Source organism: Pseudomonas sp. GL-B-12 (genome assembly GCF_019955895.1).
Taxonomy (GTDB): domain Bacteria; phylum Pseudomonadota; class Gammaproteobacteria; order Pseudomonadales; family Pseudomonadaceae; genus Aquipseudomonas.
The window spans coordinates 1-14,537 of the sequence record NZ_JAHBCX010000044.1 but is presented as its reverse complement, the minus strand read 5'-3'; the positions used below and the strand labels follow the sequence as shown (position 1 = coordinate 14,537).

General features: G+C 58.3%; 12 protein-coding genes. 4 read left to right on the top strand and 8 right to left on the bottom strand.

From position 1 onward, the window contains the following. Positions 1–12: 12 nt before the first annotated feature. On the top strand, positions 13–1,656 hold the full coding sequence (locus KGA85_RS22445) for a fatty acid--CoA ligase (RefSeq protein WP_223533760.1): 1,644 nt from the start codon (positions 13–15) through the stop codon (positions 1,654–1,656). A 299-nt stretch (positions 1,657–1,955) separates the two neighbouring features. After that, positions 1,956–2,303 carry a potassium channel family protein gene (locus KGA85_RS22440; protein WP_046040256.1) on the top strand — a complete coding sequence of 116 codons (348 nt, stop codon included), beginning with the start codon at positions 1,956–1,958 and terminating at the stop codon, positions 2,301–2,303. Positions 2,304–2,348: 45 nt separating this feature from the next. Here KGA85_RS22440 and KGA85_RS22435 read toward each other — a convergent pair whose 3' ends face one another. The 6 genes from KGA85_RS22435 to KGA85_RS22410 all read right to left on the bottom strand — a co-directional run bounded on the left by KGA85_RS22435 (position 2,349) and on the right by KGA85_RS22410 (position 9,736). Next, the gene (locus KGA85_RS22435) at positions 2,349–3,389 is read right to left on the bottom strand and encodes a DMT family transporter (protein ID WP_223459243.1); all 1,041 of its coding nucleotides are present in this window, start codon (positions 3,387–3,389) and stop codon (positions 2,349–2,351) included. 203 nt (positions 3,390–3,592) lie between these two features. After that, the gene (locus KGA85_RS22430) at positions 3,593–3,814 is read right to left on the bottom strand and encodes a formate dehydrogenase subunit delta (protein WP_223459245.1); all 222 of its coding nucleotides are present in this window, start codon (positions 3,812–3,814) and stop codon (positions 3,593–3,595) included. After that, the gene (fdhF, locus tag KGA85_RS22425; RefSeq protein ID WP_223459247.1) at positions 3,811–6,693 is read right to left on the bottom strand and encodes a formate dehydrogenase subunit alpha; all 2,883 of its coding nucleotides are present in this window, start codon (positions 6,691–6,693) and stop codon (positions 3,811–3,813) included. The genes KGA85_RS22430 and fdhF overlap by 4 nt, the downstream gene beginning before the upstream one ends. After that, entirely contained in the window at positions 6,690–8,252 is a 1,563-nt protein-coding gene (locus tag KGA85_RS22420; RefSeq protein ID WP_223459249.1) for a formate dehydrogenase beta subunit, read from the bottom strand. Before KGA85_RS22420 ends, fdhF begins: the two co-directional genes overlap by 4 nt. After that, a complete protein-coding gene (locus KGA85_RS22415) occupies positions 8,249–8,725 on the bottom strand; it encodes a formate dehydrogenase subunit gamma (protein WP_223459251.1) in 477 nt (158 codons plus the stop codon). Before KGA85_RS22415 ends, KGA85_RS22420 begins: the two co-directional genes overlap by 4 nt. A 699-nt stretch (positions 8,726–9,424) precedes the next feature. Then, positions 9,425–9,736, bottom strand: a complete 312-nt coding sequence (locus tag KGA85_RS22410) for a DUF3077 domain-containing protein (RefSeq protein WP_223459253.1) — start codon at positions 9,734–9,736, stop codon at positions 9,425–9,427. Between the two features lie 695 nt (positions 9,737–10,431). Between KGA85_RS22410 and KGA85_RS22405 the strand changes: the two genes are divergently transcribed. Together KGA85_RS22405 and KGA85_RS22400 are read left to right on the top strand one after the other, a co-directional pair. Next, entirely contained in the window at positions 10,432–11,568 is a 1,137-nt protein-coding gene (locus KGA85_RS22405; RefSeq protein ID WP_223459255.1) for an XRE family transcriptional regulator, read from the top strand. Continuing rightward, positions 11,565–12,062, top strand: coding sequence for a DUF4411 family protein (locus KGA85_RS22400; RefSeq protein ID WP_223459257.1), 498 nt, complete (start codon positions 11,565–11,567; stop codon positions 12,060–12,062). Before KGA85_RS22405 ends, KGA85_RS22400 begins: the two co-directional genes overlap by 4 nt. Before the next feature lie 83 nt (positions 12,063–12,145). Here KGA85_RS22400 and KGA85_RS22395 read toward each other — a convergent pair whose 3' ends face one another. Both KGA85_RS22395 and KGA85_RS22390 read right to left on the bottom strand, forming a co-directional pair. Next, positions 12,146–12,475, bottom strand: coding sequence for a hypothetical protein (locus KGA85_RS22395; RefSeq protein WP_223459259.1), 330 nt, complete (start codon positions 12,473–12,475; stop codon positions 12,146–12,148). Positions 12,476–13,157: 682 nt separating this feature from the next. Further along, complete coding sequence (locus KGA85_RS22390; protein WP_223543378.1) at positions 13,158–14,024, bottom strand: OST-HTH/LOTUS domain-containing protein; 867 nt, start codon at positions 14,022–14,024, stop codon at positions 13,158–13,160. Positions 14,025–14,537 lie beyond the last annotated feature (513 nt).

The window sequence follows — 14,537 nt, the reverse complement described above, 5'->3', positions numbered from 1 at the left end:
GGAACCTTAATCATGATGGCGACAAAAATAATCCCGCCCGCCGACGGCGCTTATGTCTATCCCTTGCTGATCAAGCAATTGCTGCTGTCCGGCGTGCGCTACGAGCCGGGCCGGGAAATCGTCTACGCCGACAAGCTGCGCTACAGCTACCAGACCCTCAACAAGCGTATCCGCCGACTGGCCAATGCGCTGACGGCGGCCGGGGTCAAGGCCGGTGACACTGTGGCCCTGCTCGACTGGGACAGCCACCGCTACCTGGAATGCTTCTTCGCCGTGCCGATGATCGGCGCGGTGCTGCACACAGTGAACATTCGCCTGTCGCCGGAGCAGGTGCTGTTCACCATGAACCACGCCGAGGATGACCTGGTGCTGGTGCATGATGATTTCCTGCCACTGGTCGAGCAGATCCACGGTCGGCTGGAAACCGTCAAAGGCTACCTGCAGCTCACCGATGACGAGGCGACCACGACCTCGTTGCCGGTGCTGGGCGAGTACGAGCACCTGCTGTCCCTGGCCCCGGACCAGTACGACTTCCCCGATTTCGACGAGAACTCGGTCGCCACGCTGTTCTACACCACCGGCACCACCGGCGACCCGAAAGGCGTGTACTTCAGCCACCGGCAACTGGTGCTGCACACCCTGAATGCCGTCGGTACCCTGGGCGTCTATCAGGGCCAACCGCTGCTGCGTTCCGACGATGTGTACATGCCCATCACGCCGATGTTCCACGTGCATGCGTGGGGCGTGCCGTATGTCGCGACCCTGATGGGCATCAAGCAGGTGTACCCCGGCCGCTACGAGCCCAACAGCCTGGTCAGGCTGTACCGCGAAGAGAAGGTGACCTTCTCCCACTGCGTGCCGACCATTTTGCAGATGATCCTCAACTGTGAAGAAGGCAAGGCGACCCGTTTCGACGGCTGGAAAATGCTCCTCGGCGGCAGTGCGCTGACCCTCGGCGTCGCCAGCGAAGCCAGTGCCAAAGGCATGGTGGTGCATGCCGGCTACGGCATGTCCGAGACCTGCCCGTTGCTGTGCCTGACGTACCTGCGCGATGAAGACCTGCAACTGTCCGCCGAAGCGCAACTGCCGATCCGCATCAAGACCGGCACGCCGGTGCCGATGGTCGACCTGAAGATCATCGACGCCGAGGGCAACGATGTGGCCCACGACGGTGAGTCCCTCGGTGAAATCGTCGTCCGTGCACCGTGGCTGACCCAAGGCTATTTGAAAGAGCCGGAAAAAGGCGCTGAGCTCTGGCTAAACGGCTGGCTGCACACCGGCGACATGGCCTCGATCGACCCACTCGGCGGCGTAGAAATCAAGGACCGCATCAAGGACGTGATCAAGACCGGCGGCGAGTGGATCAGCTCACTGGAACTGGAAAGCCTGATCAGCGAGCACCCGGGAGTCATGTCCGTCGCCGTCGTGGGCATCGTCGATGAACAGTGGGGCGAACGCCCGATGGCCATGGTCGTCTGCGAACCAGGGCAATACCTCGACCGCAAGATTCTGGAGGTTCATTTGCAAGCCTTCGTCGACGGCGGGCGCATCAACAAATGGGCGATCCCCAAGCAGTTCAAGTTCGTGACCGAAATCCCCAAGACCAGCGTCGGCAAGATCAACAAGAAGCTGATCCGGGAAACTGAAGCGAACTGAGGGATAAACCCGCCACTGTTGTTGTAGGAGCGAGCCTGCTCGCGATGGACTCGAGAGCGCCGCGTTTAACCGGTAAACACCCGTAATCGTTAACGACCATCGCGAGCAAGCTCACTCCTACAAGGAATTTAGCAGCAGGCGGTTTCTGGATAGTTTGCGGGGCGTCATCTTTGTCATAGTCCTCGGCAAAGATAACGCCCCGTCGGTCGCAGTTTTCAGCGCTTGTGCCAAGCTGAACGGGGTATTGAACCGCCGTGCATTCAATTGCCGGTCAGGCAAACCCCACGGAAGCCCACGACATGAACTTCACCCGTGCATCCAACGTCCGCAAAGAGTTCTACAAAGCCGTCTGGTTCTATTTCAAAGTGGTGTGGCCGATCTTCTCGATACTGCTGTTAGTGATCGTTGCGATTGGCCTCATCATCGCCCAGTTGGAGGGGTGGAGCCCTGATGACGGTGTCTACTTTGCCTTCGTGACGGGCCTGACCATTGGCTATGGAGAGCTGGTGCCAAAACTGGGTGTGTCGCGAGTGCTGGCGATCCTGCTGGGTTTCAACGGCGTGCTGATGACCGCGACATTCGCGGCGATCAGTGTCCGGGCGATTGAAGTGACCGTGACGGCGTCGCGGCAGAAGGACGTCGAGTAGGGCGGTGATGGCCACGGCCATTTAAATGGCCGCAGCCTCCGGGGCTCAATGCGAGTGCCGGTGATGGATGTCGGGAAAGTGCGGATGACTGTGGACGATCGGTGAGTGTTGGTGAACATGGCGGTGCGGTTGTACACCATCCCACTCAAAGTCATGTTCATGCTGATGATGCTCATCATGGACGTGCTTGTGGTCATGGATTTGCGGTTCGTGCTGATGCTCGTGTAAGTGACTCTCGGTCAGATGAATCCAGACCCCAAGCCCCATCAGGCCGGCAGCGATCCAAAACACCCAGGTCACGGCTTCACCGAAAAACAGGATCGCTATCGCGGCTCCCAGGAACGGCGCCGTGGAAAAGTACGCCCCGGTCCGCGCCGTACCAAGCCCCCGCAGCGCCAGGACGAATAGCACCAGACTAACGCCATACCCCAAAAAGCCCACCAGCAGGGTTGGCCCAAGAAGCGACCACTCTGGCAAGTGCATACCCAGCGCGATCCCTAGCGTGCAATTGACGGCCCCTGCCACCAGCCCTTTGGTGCCAGCAATAAACAACGCATCCGACGCAGACACCTTGCGGGTGAGGTTGTTATCAATGGCCCAACAAAAACACGCCACCGCCACCGCGACAGGCCCCAACCAGCCATGAACCTCTGCCGAAGTGCGAGGCCACGCCAACAACACGCCCCCGGCAACAATGGCCACCATCCCCGCAACAATGCGCCGGTCAGCGTTCTCCCGGAACACCACCCACGCCATCAGTGCGGTCAACACGGCTTCCAGGTTCAGCAACAGTGATGCGGTGGTGCCAGAGGTGAGGGTGAGTCCAAACATCAATGAAACCGGGCCCAGTACGCCACCGAACACAATGGCCCCGATGAACCACGGCCATTCAGGGGCTGTCAGGCCTGTCGGCCGCCAGCCACGATCACGGATCAGGCGGGTTAGCGTCAGCCCGACGCCGCTGCCCAGGTAAAGCAGGCCGGCCAGGAGGATGGGGGACACGTTCAAGCCTAGCCACTTGGCCAAGGGCGTGCTGGCGCCGAACAAGGCAGCAGCGCCCAAGGCGTAGAGAATGCTTTTGGTCATTGTGGTTCCGGGGCTCAGGGAAGGCAGTTGTGAACAGGATACGCTTAGTGCAGCAAATGAGCGCCTGTGGCCTGTCCACACAACACAACCCCCCTGCTCGCGATGGCTGCGTAACATTCAGCATTTGTGCTGGCTGATACACCGCTATCGCGAGCAGGCTCGCTCCCACAGTTGTTTAGCTGTTCAGTCGGGATCGTCCAAGGCTAAGCCTCCCAACCCGCCCCAGTCACCGCCGCCTGCACCAGCGGGTGCAAGTCTGCCCCCTGATGCTCCGTCTGCCAGGTCAGCAACTCCTTGCGCATGCTGGGCGCCCAGTACATCTGCATATGATTGCGCACGCTGAGCACCGCCTGTTGCTGGTCCGGCTGGCTGGCAAAGTACTGGGCGATCTGGTTGGCCATCTTGATCAGGTTGTCGGTACTCATCGGCGCACCTCGGCTTTGGTCCCACGTTCCTGGCGACGAGCGTCAAGCAGGCGCTGTTGTTCGTCGCTGAATTCCTGGAAGCGCTTCTGCCACTCCGAAGGGTGATAAACGCGGCTGACCTCCACGGCGGTGACCTTGTACTCCGGACAGTTGGTGGCCCAGTCGGAGTTGTCGGTGGTGATCACGTTGGCGCCCGATTCCGGGAAGTGGAAAGTGGTGTACACCACGCCCGGGGCGACCCGTTCGGTGATCCGCGCACGCAGCACGGTCTGCCCGGCGCGGCTGCCGATGCCGACCCAGTCACCTTCGTTGATGCCACGGCTCTCGGCGTCGGTCGGGTGGATTTCCAGGCGATCTTCGTCATGCCAGGCCACGTTGTCGGTGCGCCGGGTCTGGGCGCCGACGTTGTACTGGCTGAGGATGCGCCCGGTGGTCAGCAGCAGCGGATAGCGACTGTTGACCTTTTCCTCGGTCGGCACGTAGCCGGTGAGCATGAAGCGCCCCTTGCCGCGCACAAACTCTTCGATGTGCATCGTCGGCGTGCCGTCCGGTGCCTCGGCGTTGCACGGCCATTGCAGGCTGCCGTGGCGATCCAGTTCGGCGTAGCTGACGTTGGTGAAGGTCGGCGTCAGGCTGGCGATCTCATCCATGATTTGCGACGGATGTTGGTAGTTCATCGGGTAGCCCAAGGCATTGGCCAGGGCCACCGTGCCTTCCCAGTCGGCCTTGCCGCCCAGCGGGTCCATGACCTTGCGCACCCGGGAGATGCGTCGCTCAGCGTTGGTGAAGGTGCCGTCTTTTTCCAGGAACGAGCAGCCCGGCAGGAACACGTGGGCGAACTTGGCGGTTTCGTTGAGGAAAATGTCCTGCACCACTATGCATTCCATGGCCGACAGAGCCGCGGTGACGTGCTGGGTATTGGGGTCGCTCTGGGCGATGTCTTCGCCCTGGCAATACAGGCCCTTGAAGCTGCCGCCCAAGGCTGCCTCGAACATGTTGGGGATACGCAGGCCCGGGTCGGGTTGCAGGGTGACGTTCCAGGCCTGTTCGAACTGCGCTCGTACCACCTCGTTGGAGACGTGCCGGTAGCCGGGCAGCTCATGGGGGAAGGAACCCATGTCGCAGGAGCCCTGGACGTTGTTCTGCCCCCGCAGCGGGTTCACGCCCACGCCTTCGCGGCCGATGTTGCCGGTGGCCATGGCCAGGTTGGCGATGCCCATCACTGAGGTACTGCCCTGGCTGTGCTCGGTGACACCCAGGCCATAGTAGATCGCTGCATTGCCACCGGTGGCATACAGGCGCGCAGCGGCACGGATGTCGGCAGCGGGTACACCGCAGACAGGGCCAAGGGCTTCCGGCGAGTTTTCCGCACGGCTGACGAATTCACTCCAGACCGCGAAATCACTGCCCTCGCAACGGGCGTCGATAAAGGCCTGGTTGAGCAGTCCTTCAGTGACAATCACATGAGCCAGCGCATTGAGCATGGCGACGTTGGTACCGGGGCGCAGGGCCAGGTGATACTCGGCGCGGGCATGCACCGTATCCACCAGATCGATGCGTCGCGGATCGATGACGATCAGCCGCGCGCCTTCACGCAGGCGGCGTTTGAGTTGGGAGGCGAACACGGGATGAGCGTCGCTGGGGTTGGCGCCCATCACCAGGATCACGTCGGCCTGCATCACCGAGTCGAAACTCTGGGTACCTGCGGACTCGCCCAACGTTTGCTTCAGGCCATAACCGGTCGGCGAGTGGCAGACCCGCGCACAGGTGTCGACGTTGTTGTTGCCGAAGGCGGCGCGCACCAGTTTTTGCACCAGATAGGTTTCTTCGTTGGTGCAGCGGCTGGAGGTGATGCCACCAATGGAATCGCGGCCATATTGTTGCTGCAGCCGACGGAATTCGCTGGCGGCGTAGGTCACCGCTTCATCCCAGCTGACTTCCTGCCAAGGGTCGCTGATGTGCTTGCGGATCATCGGTTTGGTGATGCGATCCGGGTGGGTGGCGTAGCCCCAGGCAAAGCGCCCTTTGACGCAGGAGTGGCCGTGGTTGGCCTGGCCGTTCTTGTCCGGAACCATGCGCACCAACTGGTCGCCTTTCATCTCGGCACGGAACGAGCAGCCCACCCCGCAATAGGCACAAGTGGTGATCACACTGCGTTCGGGCTGGCCCAGTTCGACCACGCTTTTTTCCATCAGGGTCGCGGTGGGGCAGGCTTGCACGCAGGCGCCGCAGGACACGCATTCCGAATCGAGGAAGTTCTCGCCACCGGCGGCGGCCACGCGGGATTCAAAACCGCGCCCGGTAATGGTCAGGGCAAAGGTGCCCTGGGTTTCTTCGCAGGCGCGCACGCAGCGGTTGCAGACGATGCACTTGCTCGGGTCGTAGTCGAAATAGGGGTTGGAGGTGTCTTTCACGTCCTCCAAATGGTTCTCGCCTTCATAGCCATAACGCACTTCCCGCAGGCCAACCTGGCCGGCGACGGTTTGCAGCTCGCAGTTGCCGTTGGCCGAGCAGGTCAGGCAGTCCAGCGGGTGATCGGAGATGTACAACTCCATGACGTTGCGGCGCAAGGTGGCGAGCTTTGGCGTCTGGGTGTGTACGCTCATGCCTTCGCTGACCGGCGTGGTGCAGGACGCCGGATACCCGCGCATGCCGTCGATCTCCACCAGGCACATGCGGCAGGAGCCGAAGGCTTCCAGGCTGTCGGTGGCACAGAGTTTGGGAATGGTGGTGCCCAGCAACGCAGCGGCGCGCATCACCGAAGTGCCTTCGGGCACGCTGATGCTGCGGCCATCGATGTTCAGGGTGACTTGCACCTGGCTGTCGCGGGCTGGCGTGCCGAGGTCGATATCGGTTTTCGGGTCGAAGAGAGTGATCATTGTTCGGCCTCCGAGGCTTGCAGACCGAAGTCAGCGGGGAAGTGCTTGAGGGCGCTGGTCACGGGATAAGACGTCATGCCGCCCAACGCGCACAGCGAACCGTATTGCAGGGTGTCGCACAGGTCCTTGAGGATGATCACCTGCTCATCACGACTGTTCTGGTCCGGCGCAGCCAGCAGACGGTCGATCACCTCGACGCCCCGGGTCGAGCCGATGCGGCACGGCGTGCATTTGCCACAGGACTCCTCGGCGCAGAACTGCATCGCGAAGCGCGCCATGCGGGCCATGTCGAGGGTGTCGTCAGCCACCACCACACCACCGTGACCGAGCATTGCGCCGATGGCCATAAAGGCTTCGTAATCCAGCGGCGTATCGAATTGCGAGGGCGGAACCCATGCACCGAGAGGGCCACCAACCTGCGCAGCTTTCAGCGGACGACCACTGGCGGTGCCACCACCGTAGTCTTCCACCAGTTCGCGCAGGGTCAGGCCAAAGGCCCGTTCCACCAGACCGCCATGACGCACATTGCCCGCCAGCTGGAAGGGCATGGTGCCCAGGGAACGGCCCATGCCGTAATCGCGGTAGAACTGCGCACCCTTGGCCAGAATCAGCGGCACCGAGGCCAAAGTCAGCACGTTGTGCACCAGCGTCGGCAAGCCGAACAAGCCCTGCAACGCGGGAATCGGCGGCTTGGCGCGGACGATCCCGCGCTTGCCTTCGAGCGAGTCCAGCAGCGCGGTTTCTTCACCGCAGATATAAGCCCCGGCCCCGACCCGCACTTCCATATCGAAAGCCTGACCGCTGCCGCCGACATCGGAGCCCAGGTAACCGGCTTCTCGGGCGATGTTCAACGCCTGACGCAGCGTGGCCACGGCATCCGGATATTCCGAGCGGACATAGATGTAGCCGAAGGTGGCGCCGACGGTAATGCCGGCAATCGCCATGCCTTCGATCAGCAGGAAAGGGTCGCCTTCCATCAACATGCGGTCGGCAAAGGTGCCGGAGTCGCCTTCGTCGGCGTTGCACACAATGTACTTTTGCGCAGCCTGGGTGCCGCGCACCGTGCGCCACTTGATCCCGGCCGGGAAAGCCGCGCCGCCACGGCCACGCAGGCCCGAATCGAACACCGCCGTCGCGGTCTGCTCACCGCCAATGGCGATGGCCTGGGTCAAACCCTCGAAACCGCCGTGGGCCCGGTAATCCTCCAGGGACAGCGGCCGGGTAATGCCAGCACGGGCGAACAGCAGGCGTTGTTGAGTCTTCAGATACTGCAATTCCTCCACCAGCCCCAAGGCCAGCGGATGAGCGGACGGCTCGCTTTGCAGCGCATCGAGCACCGACGGCACATCAGCCGCCGTCAGCGGCCCAAAACCGATACGACCTTGCGCGCTGTCCACTTCCAGCAGCGGTTCCAGCCAATACAAACCGCGCGAACTGGTGCGCTGCAACTCCAGCGGCAGATTGCGTTCCCGGGCCTGAGTGATCAGCGCCACCGCCACCTCATCGGCACCCACGGCACGGGCAAGGGAATCACAAGGCAGATAAAGAGTCGGCATCATGCGTCCTCCCGGCAAGCATCGAGCAATGCATCCAGACGCTCGGCACTGAGCCGCGCATGCACCCGGCCATCCAACTCCAGAGCCGGCGAACAGGCGCAGGCACCCAGGCAATACACCGGCCGCAAACTGATGCTGCCATCGGCGCTGCTGCCGTGATCGTCCAGTTGCAGACGCTCGCGCAACTGCGCGGCAAGCTGCTCGGCACCACGGCTCTGGCACGACTCGGCCCGGCACAGACGCAAGATATGTCGCGCGGGAGGCGCGGTACGGAAGTCATGGTAAAAACTGATCACCCCGCGAACCTCGGCCTGACTCAGGTTGAGGGCATGGGCAATCTCGGGGACGGCGACATCGGGGATATAACCGATGCGCTCCTGAATATCATGAAGAATGGGCAACAGCGCACCCGCAGAGCCCTTGTGGCGCTCCAGCAGACTGTTGACCACAGGCAGGTGCAACTTCTCATCAGGCATTCAGCAATCCTCACGGTCACGGACAAACCAGAAGGTCGTCGGTTGTCCGAAAGTGTCGGCTGCGGCATTCACACCACGTCACGGTATCGTGGCATCTACAGACCGTCGGCCAGGGCACCCTGAGCGGGCATCTTGTTGCGCCCGGCACGGTCTTCGCCGCACCTCAATAGGGGCATAAAAGCCAGATTGCCACGCGGCCCTTGATTCGGCCGCACCAGAGCGACGTGTTTGGTTCTGTCTACGACCTTGTATTGAGTCTAGAAGAATGAGGCGGGAGGCGCCGTGCCAGAGGGGAGCTTGCTGGAGTTATGCACAGCGGATTGCCTGTGGAGAAGGTGACGAACAAGCCCACTGGAAGGACTCGGAGGCTGGAAAAGCCGAGGCAACCACCGTTCCTGCTGGCGACGTTGACATTGCCATTAGGCTACGACAGCATTAATCCCAATCGCGCCCGATCCTCTGGTGCTGGCTCAGTCCGGCATTACGTTCGGGCCTTCTTGTTTATGGAACATGGAGGTTGCCTACGCCAGCCCCTCCGAAGCTTTCCTTACGAAACCATCGGGGCTAATCCCAAATACCACTAAACACACAAAACCGCTGTAGGAGCGAGCTTGCTCGCGATAGTGCCAGCCCAAACAACATAAATGCTGAATCAACTACCACCATCACAAACCACCTACACCCCACAGGCCTCAACCACTAAGCCTCAGCCTTCGCCCCCGCCCGCTTGGATACCGGCGCACAAGTCCGATCCCGAGTCAGCACCTTCACCGCATCATCCACCAACGCCTTACTCATCGAAGTCAGATAATGCGCAGCCCAGGCGTGACGATCAGTGTCTCTGGCATAAGCGGCATCTTCAGTGAGCGTTTTGGCCAGGAACAGAAAATCGGAGGCCATGGATAACGCATCGCCGAGAGGGACACCGCGAGTGACATGGAACAGCGCTTGATCCGCGCAGTAGATGGCCGGTGTCAGGCCGATGGTTTTGAGTTCAGGTTGTTCGGTCATTGGCCACCTCCGAGGATGGAGAGGCAATGGGGGAAGGGGGTTACGCGATCGGGAATTGCGTAGAGGGGAAAGCCAAATTTCAAACGGATTGATACTGCGCATTATCCAACTCCTTGATATGAGGAGCTGCCACGTTCGTTACCACACGAATGGGTGACAGCTGTGCGCAGGGTGGTAAACCGGGAATCAAGGAAACCGGCACGCCCGAGGGCGTCCCACGCACAGCCGCCATAACTCACGCCGCAGGCATAAAAAAAGCGCCTGATGACGTGATTGGGGCGCTGTTGCGCCTTGAATAACTCGGGTTACCACACCCGGTCGCTGAATTGGCAGCGACGGTGGGAGGGTATCGTGTGGTCCCTTTTCCTGCAACCTTCGAGAGCGCTGAGCAATGATGTGGTCAGTCACCGCAGATATCCGCGTGATGCAGGCGCGGCGACGCTCTGGAAAAAGGGCAATGCCATCTGTCCGCGGGTTACATATTTGCGCTTCGGGTCGTTGCGGATTTACCTCATACTCGCCCGCTTCTACCGTCGGTAGCTCCGCTTCTCTACTAATCTGTAGACGCTGTTACCAGATATTCAATAGCCAAGGAGAAAGGCAATGCCAGATAGCGGGAACCAGCTTCAGTCGGACGCATCTGCCAAGGATGCTCTTGAACGGTTACTGGACCCATCTGATTTGCCTGCGACCCTATGAGTCAAGCCGCCTTCGTCAATCCAAGCCTGCTCACCTGGTCTCGTGAGCGCGCAGGTCTCTCCACTGAGCAGGTTGCTAAAAAGCTGCCAGTGAAGCCTGATCGAGTACATGAATGGGAGGCTGGCGAGACCAAGCCAACATTCCTTCAGGCTCAAAAGTGGGCGAGTGTCGCTCACATCCCTTTCGGATTCCTGTTTCTACAGCAGCCTCCCGTCGAACAACTGCCTTTACCTGATCTGCGGACGGTGGGAGGGATTGCTCCTCAACGTCCCACTTTGGAACTGTTGGACACCGTAAGGGATGCCATACGTAAGCAGGACTGGTACCTGGAGTATTTGCAACACCAGGAGCATCAACCGCTGGGATTTGTAGGTCGCTTCAGTAGTCGATCTCAAGTCGGAGAGGTGGTCGACGATATTCGCCGGGTCCTCGGCGTGAACCCTGACATTGCTCGATTGGATTACGAAAAATACAGCCGTGCCTTGATCGAAGCTGCTGAGGCGGCTGGCGTTTTGGTTATGCGCAGTGGAATTGCTTTAGGGAACACTCACCGCAAACTTGAAGTGAGCGAGTTTCGGGGGTTTGCCATCAGTAATACCTACGCCCCAATTGTATTTATCAACAGTTCCGACGCCCCCACCGCCAGGCTGTTCACGTTGCTTCACGAGCTTGCCCATATCTGGATTGGTAGCAGTGGCGTGTCTGACGGGAATTCCGCAAATGGTCGAGACGAGGAGCGTTTCTGCAATACAGTTGCAGGTGAGTTTCTGGCTCCCGAAGCCCAATTCCGTGCCCTTTGGAACGCAGATATTGACTGGCAAGACAATTTAGCTCCGCTAGCCACTCGGTTTCATATCAGTAAATTAGCTATCGGTCGCCGCGCATTGGATCTTGGATATATAAGCCAAGCCCAATACAGCGCCTACTATCGAGTGATCCTCAAGGCTTTCCAGGATGAAAAAGGTGGGGCGGGTGACTATTACCGTAACGCCACCGCGAAAAACAGCCCTCGCCTAAGCAAGGCAGTGCTGACTGAAGCAATGAGTGGCCGGATGCTGCTGCGCGAAGCGGGACACTTGCTCGGCGTGCAACCTGCCAAATTAAGGACTCTCGCCAGCAAGATTACGGAATGAATCATTTACTCGACGCTAACACCCTGATCGAAGCGAAGAACCGTTACTACGGGATGGCTATCTGTCCTGGCTATTGGCAATGGCTGTTGTTGAAAAATAAAGCGTTAGATTTAGCCAGTATCGCACCTGTTAAGGATGAGTTAACTAAGGGGCATGACGAATTGGCGGAGTGGGCGAAGGAAAATCAAGAGTTCTTCCACTCAACCACCGATAAAGCTACGCAAATGGCGTTTGCTCAGATTGCAGGGCTTGTGGCAAATCAAGCGCCGAAAATGAAAGTAGGTGCTATGGACGATTTCTTAGCCGGTGCTGACCCTTGGTTAATCGCAAAAGCTATGACTACGGGGGCTACAGTCGTTACTCATGAAGTGTTGAATCGTGAAGCCAAACGAAAATTCATCATTCCTAATCTTTGTGAGCAGCTAAACATTCCTTTTTTGAATACGTTTGAGCTGCTGCATAGGCTTGAAGCAAGGTTTGTGTTACCTGCTTGATAGACTAGTTAAAGACCAGAATAGGCTTGTAAGAAAGTTGGCGTTAGATATGTCGAGATGGGAATTAGCCAGAAAGTCATCTCTTACAATATGTCTTTCAAGTATTTTTTGATCGCGATCAGTGGCGCATCAAGCTGCTCCATCGTTTGCGCATTGCCAAAACTAATCGCCAACCTTTTCAGCTCACGCCCTAGCGGTTTCTCAATACCGCCGACGGCATCCAGTGCCAATGCCAGACACTCATCCACTTTGAGCTGGATCGCTTCGACATCACCCCGGCGTACCAGTATGCCAAACACATCCCGCTGATAGTCGCTCATGACCAGGTCGTCCCGCAAAATCGGACTCTGATCCGCTGACTCATAAGCCAGCTTCAGCGAGAAAAGCGCGACTGTTTCCAGTGGGGTTTCCATGGGGATGGTCCTTGTGCAGTGTCCAGCGTGTCTGGTGAAGGAGGGTCAAAAGATCGCAGCCCGCGGCAGCTCCTACAGAGGGCAGCAATGTGGATCACTTTTCTATGGACGAAAAAAAAGGCCTTGCAAAGCAAGACCTTTCTTAATTTTGGTGCCCGAGGGGGACTCGAAGAATAGGTTAAGCATTTGATTAATATCTATAAAAGCACATGTACACTTTTTAATATACGGAAAAGTGTAAATTTGAGTGATTTATATCAATGGAACTTGGTGGATGGAAGATTCCAGATTTCGCCTTTCTGATTTCCGACGAGATGCATGTTGTGTGAGTCATTGCTGTCAACAAAGCAATCGGGTTCGGTGGAGTCTGGCCTGCCGCTATAGGCAACTGTCGACCCAAACATGTCTGTCATGACAGGCAGAAAACGACCGAGGCTGTGTAAAAACGGTTTAGAGCAGGTTTGACAGTCAGAACCAGAACGAAAATCGCGTTCCTACACAAATTTCAGGTCCCCGCTGATACACCAATCATTGGCAGATTTTACGTAGCGACACAGACTTCAAGACAGTGTCTGCGTTTTTACACAGCCTGGACCCAAAGCTGACGGTAGTGACAGGCAGATGTCGGCTAGGAGCAGTCACTCAGCGCGCTTACAAAAGGAGGGAGGATTCAGTTTCCCATTCAACTGACCTTGCTGCGATACCAGACGGCAGTAGGTTCGTTATCAGCTTGGGATTTTCGTATTTCGAACTGCCGTGATTCGTACAGGGCATGCCTCCAGCTTTTGCAACCGTAGCGCTTGGGCGTCTGCTCTGGATAGGTACCACCAATCCAGCAGATGGCTGCTTCCAGTCGAGTCCAGCCATCTTCGGCAAGTTTGTTTTCTGCTTCACGTAAACAGCGGCATATCCCATTGCCAGGCCAAAAGACTGAACTGTCCTCCCTGATACCGTCGACGAGCGCATCTTCAAATGCCTGGCTCTGCATAAGCGAAGCCAGTTTAGCTCGTGCCTCACTCATGTGTTTGGCCCAGGATTGCAGATTTAGGCAATGCCGATTGATGGTTTCGTAGCTTTCCTCCAGAAAACCAACCGCCGCCTGGCAGCCTGATTCAGACCAGAGATCGAAACGCTCAATAAAGTGGTGAACCACTTTATTGCGCAGGTCAACCAGCTCCTTGAGGTCGGCCTTCATTGCCTCATAGTTCTCGGCTGTCATTTCCAACTGGTATCGATACCTGAGCCAGATCTGGTCACCGAGATCGGCTTCCGTCTGTGACTCTTCTTCATTTGGGGGCGGCGGGGACAGAAAGCTTTCGGTCAACATCCCCATCAACGTGCCCATCGTCTTGTTCTGGGCACGTGCGACCTTCTGCTCACGGATGATAGGCAGCCGATCCGCAGGACCGCTCAGCTCACCATGCGCGACAATGGCTTTCAGCTGCCGTTCGTATTGTTGCAAGCGCAACAGACAGCGTCCGAGTTTGCGCTGCACTATATGTTGAACAGCAGGTACATCATCCGAGGGCATGGTAGTGACGTCCTCCATGATTAACGACTCAGGCATAAGTGGTAGGGCTGGAGCGATTCACTGCAATACTCTCGCCCTGCTAGGAGCACGAGCAACGCGTAAATCGGACGCTTTTCAAGCTCAGTGTAGGTTGAGTCAATCCGCTCGGACTTTTTCAACAGAATCGGTCGACAGCTGCCGCTGGCGAGTGACAGCTATGGGGCGAGGCTGTGTAAAAACATTTTAAGGCAGACGCGGCAATGAAAATCGGCGCGAAAAGCACGCACCTACGCAAAATCCAGGTCTGCTAACTAACCGGACGTTTGCAGATTCAACGTAGAAGCGAGGACTTCAAAACGGCGTCTGCGTTTTTACACAGCCTGGGTCGTTTTCAGCCTGTCGCGACAGGCGGCAATCCACAGCCAAAAGCAATGGGATGGACTCCTCCTCACTTCGGCATCTTGAGTGCCAGACTGAAGGTGCGAACCACAGTCAACAGTGAGAAGGAGTCCACACATGAAGCTTATGCGCATTGGAGTCGACCTGGCCAAG

Excerpts from the sequence above, each read along its gene's own strand:
- KGA85_RS22445 (WP_223533760.1), top strand. The coding sequence starts at position 13 with ATGATGGCGACAAAAATAATCCCGCCCGCCGACGGCGCTTATGTCTAT.
- KGA85_RS22440 (WP_046040256.1), top strand. The coding sequence starts at position 1,956 with ATGAACTTCACCCGTGCATCCAACGTCCGCAAAGAGTTCTACAAAGCC.
- KGA85_RS22435 (WP_223459243.1), bottom strand. The coding sequence starts at position 3,389 with ATGACCAAAAGCATTCTCTACGCCTTGGGCGCTGCTGCCTTGTTCGGC.
- KGA85_RS22430 (WP_223459245.1), bottom strand. The coding sequence starts at position 3,814 with ATGAGTACCGACAACCTGATCAAGATGGCCAACCAGATCGCCCAGTAC.
- fdhF (WP_223459247.1), bottom strand. The coding sequence starts at position 6,693 with ATGATCACTCTCTTCGACCCGAAAACCGATATCGACCTCGGCACGCCA.
- KGA85_RS22420 (WP_223459249.1), bottom strand. The coding sequence starts at position 8,252 with ATGATGCCGACTCTTTATCTGCCTTGTGATTCCCTTGCCCGTGCCGTG.
- KGA85_RS22415 (WP_223459251.1), bottom strand. The coding sequence starts at position 8,725 with ATGCCTGATGAGAAGTTGCACCTGCCTGTGGTCAACAGTCTGCTGGAG.
- KGA85_RS22410 (WP_223459253.1), bottom strand. The coding sequence starts at position 9,736 with ATGACCGAACAACCTGAACTCAAAACCATCGGCCTGACACCGGCCATC.
- KGA85_RS22405 (WP_223459255.1), top strand. The coding sequence starts at position 10,432 with ATGAGTCAAGCCGCCTTCGTCAATCCAAGCCTGCTCACCTGGTCTCGT.
- KGA85_RS22400 (WP_223459257.1), top strand. The coding sequence starts at position 11,565 with ATGAATCATTTACTCGACGCTAACACCCTGATCGAAGCGAAGAACCGT.
- KGA85_RS22395 (WP_223459259.1), bottom strand. The coding sequence starts at position 12,475 with ATGGAAACCCCACTGGAAACAGTCGCGCTTTTCTCGCTGAAGCTGGCT.
- KGA85_RS22390 (WP_223543378.1), bottom strand. The coding sequence starts at position 14,024 with ATGGAGGACGTCACTACCATGCCCTCGGATGATGTACCTGCTGTTCAA.